General features: G+C 63.0%; 5 protein-coding genes and 1 pseudogene. 1 reads left to right on the top strand and 5 read right to left on the bottom strand.

Annotation, left to right across the window (positions count from 1 at the left end; all coding sequences use genetic code 11):
- From B128_RS0100285 to B128_RS0100265, 5 genes and pseudogenes are all read right to left on the bottom strand, one after another.
- Nucleotides 1-738: pseudogene (locus tag B128_RS0100285) on the bottom strand (hypothetical protein); the annotation flags it as partial.
- Nucleotides 739-831: 93 nt separating this feature from the next.
- The gene (locus B128_RS12020) at nucleotides 832-1,407 is read right to left on the bottom strand and encodes a GNAT family N-acetyltransferase (RefSeq protein WP_018110309.1); all 576 of its coding nucleotides are present in this window, start codon (nucleotides 1,405-1,407) and stop codon (nucleotides 832-834) included.
- Between the two features lie 2 nt (nucleotides 1,408-1,409).
- On the bottom strand, nucleotides 1,410-2,063 hold the full coding sequence (locus B128_RS0100275) for an ABC-2 family transporter protein (protein WP_245537204.1): 654 nt from the start codon (nucleotides 2,061-2,063) through the stop codon (nucleotides 1,410-1,412).
- Nucleotides 2,064-2,171: 108 nt separating this feature from the next.
- The gene (locus tag B128_RS0100270) at nucleotides 2,172-2,840 is read right to left on the bottom strand and encodes a hypothetical protein (RefSeq protein WP_018110307.1); all 669 of its coding nucleotides are present in this window, start codon (nucleotides 2,838-2,840) and stop codon (nucleotides 2,172-2,174) included.
- A 47-nt stretch (nucleotides 2,841-2,887) separates the two neighbouring features.
- Entirely contained in the window at nucleotides 2,888-3,742 is an 855-nt protein-coding gene (locus tag B128_RS0100265; protein ID WP_245537203.1) for an ABC transporter ATP-binding protein, read from the bottom strand.
- 640 nt (nucleotides 3,743-4,382) lie between these two features.
- Between B128_RS0100265 and B128_RS12800 the strand changes: the two genes are divergently transcribed.
- Nucleotides 4,383-5,227, top strand: a protein-coding gene (locus B128_RS12800) for an IS5 family transposase (RefSeq protein ID WP_244452484.1) whose coding sequence is annotated in 2 segments (ribosomal slippage) — nucleotides 4,383-4,731 and nucleotides 4,731-5,227 — 846 coding nt in all. Because the reading frame shifts where the segments join, the coding sequence is not laid out codon by codon here.
- Nucleotides 5,228-5,258: the final 31 nt, after the last annotated feature.

The raw sequence follows: 5,258 nt of genomic DNA, 5'->3' as shown, positions 1-5,258 counted from the left end.
GGAGAGGCCCAAGGGGTAGAGGCCGTAGAGGGCAGGGGGCGTCTCCTGGGCCAGGGCCAGGAGGGGCAGGAGGGCCAGAGCTAGCCCGGAGAGGAAGCTCAGGGCCAGGGCGTAGAGGGTAAGGGGAAGGAGCCGCCTGTCCTCGAGGAGGAAGGCGAGCCCCGCGAGAAGGGCCCTCAAGGTAAGACCCTCCCCCTTCGCCGCCCGTGGAGGCGGGTAGGCGGGGAGGTCCCGGAGGAGAAGGCCCTCCCCCGCGAGGAGGAGGCCTCCCAGGGCAAAGGGCAGGGGCTTGGCCAGGAGCAGGAGGGGGGCGGCTAGGAGGTCCCCCAGGCCGTCCCCGAGGAGCTGGGCCGCTTGAAGCCTCCCCCCTTCCCGCTCTAGCCTGCCCTGGGCCAGGCGGACCAGGAGGGCATGCCAGGCGGGGAGGTCCAGGGCCAAGACGGCTTGGAAGAGGAAGGCCAGGGGGAGGAGGAAGAGGGGTTCTTTGGGAAGGAGGGCGAAGAGGCCCAGGATCCCAGCTCTAAGCCAGACCCCTGCGAGGAGGAGGGTCCTGCGGTCCAGCCGGTCCAGGAGGAGGCTGGCGAGGAGGTCCAGGGGCAGGGTGAAGTAGGGGAGAGCGGCCAAGAGGGCCAGGGTCCAGGTCGTTCCTTCAAGGCCCAGGAGGAGCCCGAGGCCTGTGAAGGCCAGGCTCCCCCCGAAGACGCCTAACGACTCGGCTAAAAGGTACCTCGCCCGCAAGCTGAAAGGCTCCAAGAAAAGGACCTCATGTGGCCCTCCTGCGTCCGGCCGCCGGCCTTAACCTCCTGCACCTCCTTGCATCCGCGTCGCCCTCTAATGGCTGACCCTCAATTTAGGCCCTCCGGAGCCACTTTCCTGGCTTTCGTACCATTCTCTTGCCGTTATCCCGTAGATTTCCATGTCTTCCCACTGCCCGGATTTCCAAACGGCGGCCCTCCGCTTCCCCTCCCACGTAAAACCGACCCGTTTTAGCAGGCGGATAGAGGCTTCATTAGAACTGAGCACATTGGCTTCCACGCGGTTTAAGTTTAGCCCCTCAAAGGCGTACCGAAGCGCCAGGCGCGCGGCCTCGGTTCCCAAGCCTTCACCCCGCCTAGACTCTTCGCCTAGGATGACGGCAAAAAAGGTGGAGCGGTTTCGCCAGTCTATCGGTTGAAGGGCGACCTCGCCTACGATCTCCTCTGTTTCGCGGTAGACCACGGCAAGGACCCTGGCGTGGGGGTTGCTTCGCAATTGCTGGAGCCAGGCCTCCATCTCTTCTAGCGATCTGGGTAAGGGGTCACCGAAGAAGGCGCGTGCGATGACCTCTTCTTTGTACATCCACGCGATAATTTTTTGTAGATGGGCCCGCTGTACCGGATCTAAACGGACTCTTTCCCCCACGAACATTCCTACCCTCCTGGGGCGATGTAGCGGCGCAGGCCTAGCCAAAAGGCCAGGCTTCCCAGGGTGAGGAATCCCAGACCGAATCCCCAAAGCGTGGCGAGACCAGAACCTTCAACAACGGCCCTTGCCGGTAGCGGTCCCAACCAGAGGGCCGGGATCAGGCTGAGAAGGAGCGCCTTGATGGCGGGTTTGTACACGCTAGGCGGCCAGGTGGCAAACTGGACGAGCCCAGCGTAGGCCACCGGAAGCAGGTTCTGGACCCTGAGGCCCCAAAGGGACATGGAGGCCAGGGCGAGGAAGAAGCCCAGAGCCACAAGCGAAGCGCCCACTAGGGCACATAGGGCGTAGAACCAGTTCACGCCGAGTAACGCCAGAACGCTCAGGGACCAAAGGAGGTCGCCTAGGCCTGTGGGCTGTAGGCGAAGGGAAAGGAGGTAGGGTAAGGGAGGAACGGGGAGCGGAAGGTGGATTTCCAGCTCTCCCGTTTCTGCCAAACGAGCCAGGCCCAATACCCCGCCCCAAAGCGCCTGTAGAAGCCCCAAGGCACCAAAGGCCATCGCCCAAGTGAGCACCAGGTCCTCAAAGCGGAATCCCCGGACCTCCGGGAAACGCAGGAAGAAGAGGTAAAAGACCAAAAGCCAGAGGCTGTTGTTGACCACCCTGGCCAAAATGCTTGCCCAGAACCCCAGGGGGTCCTGCCATGCTTCTAGAAAACGGCTCCGTAGCACAAGTGGCCAAGCTCTAAACCACCGGGACCAAGCCCCCATCTACACCTCCCCCCTTCCCGACAAAGTGGCCAGGGCTCGAGGGAAAAGGCGGGCCAGGAGACCCAAGAAAACTAGGCTCCAACCCAGGCTAGCCAGAAGCCAAACCGGCTCGCCTCCGGCGGCTACCCGGGCCGGCAGGTAAAAGGTCGCGGCGAGAGGCTGGAGTAGAAGGAGCGCTCCGCCCTGCGGCCAAAATTCCAGGGGCAACACTACAGCCCCCCCTAAGAGCCGTAACATCTCCAGGAGAACCCCAAGGGCCATGGGAGAGGTGGACCTAAAGGTCAGCAAAGCGAAGCTCAGCTCCAGTAGGAAGTTCAGGATGAGGCCCAGAGCCAGGGCGGGAAGGCTCCAAAGGCTTAAGGAGGCGGATAGGCCCAAAGCCCAGATGACCGCGCCCCCCACGGCGACCACCAAGGGGACCTGTAGGAGGGCGGTGGCTAGGTAACGCTGAAAGCTGAGGAGGACAAAAGGATAGGGAAGAGCCAAGCGAAGGGCTAACTCTCCCATCCGGGCCTCCTGGTGAAGTTGGCTCCAGAACCTGGGCACCCCCATGTAGAGGGCCTCTGCCGCCCAGAGGTACCCTAGGATCCATGGTGGCCCTTCTAGGCTTCCCCAAAGGGAAAAGAGCACCACGTAGACGACGAGGGCGTAGCCGAGATACAGCGCCATCCCCGGCCAGCCTCTCCAGGCCTCCCTGAGGCGAAGTCCCAGGACGGCTAGGTGCGAAGCCAAACCTCCATCACCTCCTCTAGGCTGGGTTCCTGAACGGAGACTTCCCGCACCCTTCCGAGGGCCAGCATCCGCGACAGAAAGCCTGGAATTTCCTCCGGGGAAACCTTGGCCTCCAGAACATACCCACCTTCGGAAACCGTGGCTCCTGGAGGGGGATTTCCCTGGAAAGGTTCGTGGAAGATCACCTTGACGCGGCGGAAATCTAGACCTGTTCGGAAGGCAGAAAGGTCTCCCAGGAAGGCTACCTCTCCGCGCCGCAGGACCAGGGCTCGCTCCAGGACCCCTTCCACTCCCGAGAGTTCGTGGGATGCCAGGATGAGGGTGACACCCCGGTGGGCTTTGAGGGTTTCTAGAAGATTTAAAACCGACTTGCGCCCTAGCGCATCTAGGCCAATAAAGGGCTCGTCCAAAAGGAGGAGTTCCGGTTCGGGCAGGAGGGCCAGGGCCAGTTCTGCACGGTTGCGTTGTCCCAGGGAAAGGCGGGAGGCGGCGACCCCAAGGATAGGGTTGAGGTCCAGGGCCTCTGCCACCTCCTGGATCCTGCGCTTGGCGTGTGCCCCGACAAGCCCGTAGAGCGCTCCCCAAAGTTTGAGGTTTTCCTCCACGGAAAGCAAGGGGGAAAGACGAGACCGCCCACCTAGGACAAGCCCATAGCGTTGGGCCAGCCGGGTGCGGAAACGCCAGGGGTCCAGCCCCCAAAGCCGGACCTCGCCTTCCCGAGGCAGGAGGATTCCGGCCAGAACCTTGATCAGGGTGGACTTGCCGGCCCCGTTTCCCCCCAGAAGGGCCAGGCCCTCTCCAGGGCCAAGGCTAAACGTAACCCCCCGGAGGGCCTGCACTTCTTCCTTTGCCCTCCGGAAGATCACAGTTAAGCCGCAAGCTTCTACGACGGGCTTGATCTCGTGGTGGATCACCGGACTAGGGCTTTAGCGTCTGCGAGAGCGAAGGCTTCTTCACGGGCAATGCAAGGAGCGCATACCCCACACGGGGCTTCTCCCGAGGCCTGCTTCCTGAGCTTGTACAGGAGGACGCTGGAATCTACACCGCCGCTGAGCATCACCAGCCTTTTCATGCCTTATCCCTCCTCTAACCCGGAGGGAGCTTTCCTTCCGGGTTAGCCCCAGGGTAGCAGGGGGGAGGTTACGTGGAAGGGGTTCCATAGCTGGCCTCCCGCGTAACCTCGCGTAACCTCAGGCCCTCCGCGTAACCCTTCCCGTGGCACCCTGGGGGCATGAGGGGCAAGGTCCTTTGGCTCCTCCTCTTGGCCTGGCTCTTCCTCCTGGCCCGGCCCTCCGGGCCCGCTTTGGCCTGCTGGGACCCCAACTGCGTCCCCCCGGCCTCGTACCCTTTCTTCCGGTTTCCTTCGCCCGACTGGCCCAGGGAAGCTCCTTAGGGACCTTTTGCCGGGGCCCCCATGCTGGCGCGAGCCAGCATGGGGTGGTATCAGAGACTGTCGTAAAAGTCCGCTATACTTGAAGGGTGGCTTCTACACGGAGATCTTACCCCAGCGACCTGTTGGACGCGGAGTGGGCCATCCTGGAGCCGTTGATCCCCGCCCCCAAGCCCGGTGGCCGACCCGCAAAGGTGCCGAGGAGGGAGATCGTCAGCGCCATACTTTACGTCCTGGAAAACGGCATCAAGTGGCGGGCCATGCCTCACGACTTGCCCCACTGGTCCACGGTCTACCACTACTTCCGCAAGTGGCAGAAGGAAGGGGTTTGGGAGAAGGTAGCTCAGGTTCTGGCCCGTCGTGACCGGGAGCGGGGAGGACGATATGCCTCCCCGAGTGCCCTGGTTATGGACAGCCAGTCGGTGAAGACGAGTGAAAAGGGGGGCCCCGGGGACACGACGGGGCGAAGAAGGTCAAAGGGAGGAAGCGGCAGATCCTGACGGACACGGGGGGTCGTCTTTTGAAGGCCTTTGTCCACCCGGCCAATGAGCACGACAAGTGGGGTGGGCAGGCGTTGCTTTTGGGGATGGACCGCTCCTTGTGGCCCCGGGTAGGCAAGCTCTTTGTGGACTGGGGCTACCGGGGTTTGCGGGAGGTGGCTAGGGGGCTGGGACTGGAGCTGGAGGTGGTGGCCCGTCCTTACGCGGGGGTGCGGGGGGTCTGGGTGCGGGAGGGGGAGGAGGTGCCGGAGATCCCGCGGGAGGGTGGGTTCAAGCCCCTGCCCAAGCGGTGGGTGGTGGAGCGGACCTTTGCCTGGATGGGGCGAAACCGACGGCTGGGGAAAGATTACGAGTACCACCCTGAGGTAACGGAAGCCTGGCTGTATTTAGGCATGATACGCTTGCTGGTGAAGCGGCTGGCCAGGGCCGCATAAGCTGGAGGAGGAGACTTTTACAACGGTTTCT

The organism is Thermus igniterrae ATCC 700962, assembly GCF_000376265.1.
GTDB classification, from domain to species: Bacteria; Deinococcota; Deinococci; order Deinococcales; family Thermaceae; genus Thermus; species Thermus igniterrae.
Note: the sequence above shows the minus strand (reverse complement) of the source record. Positions and strands in the feature narration are given on the sequence as shown.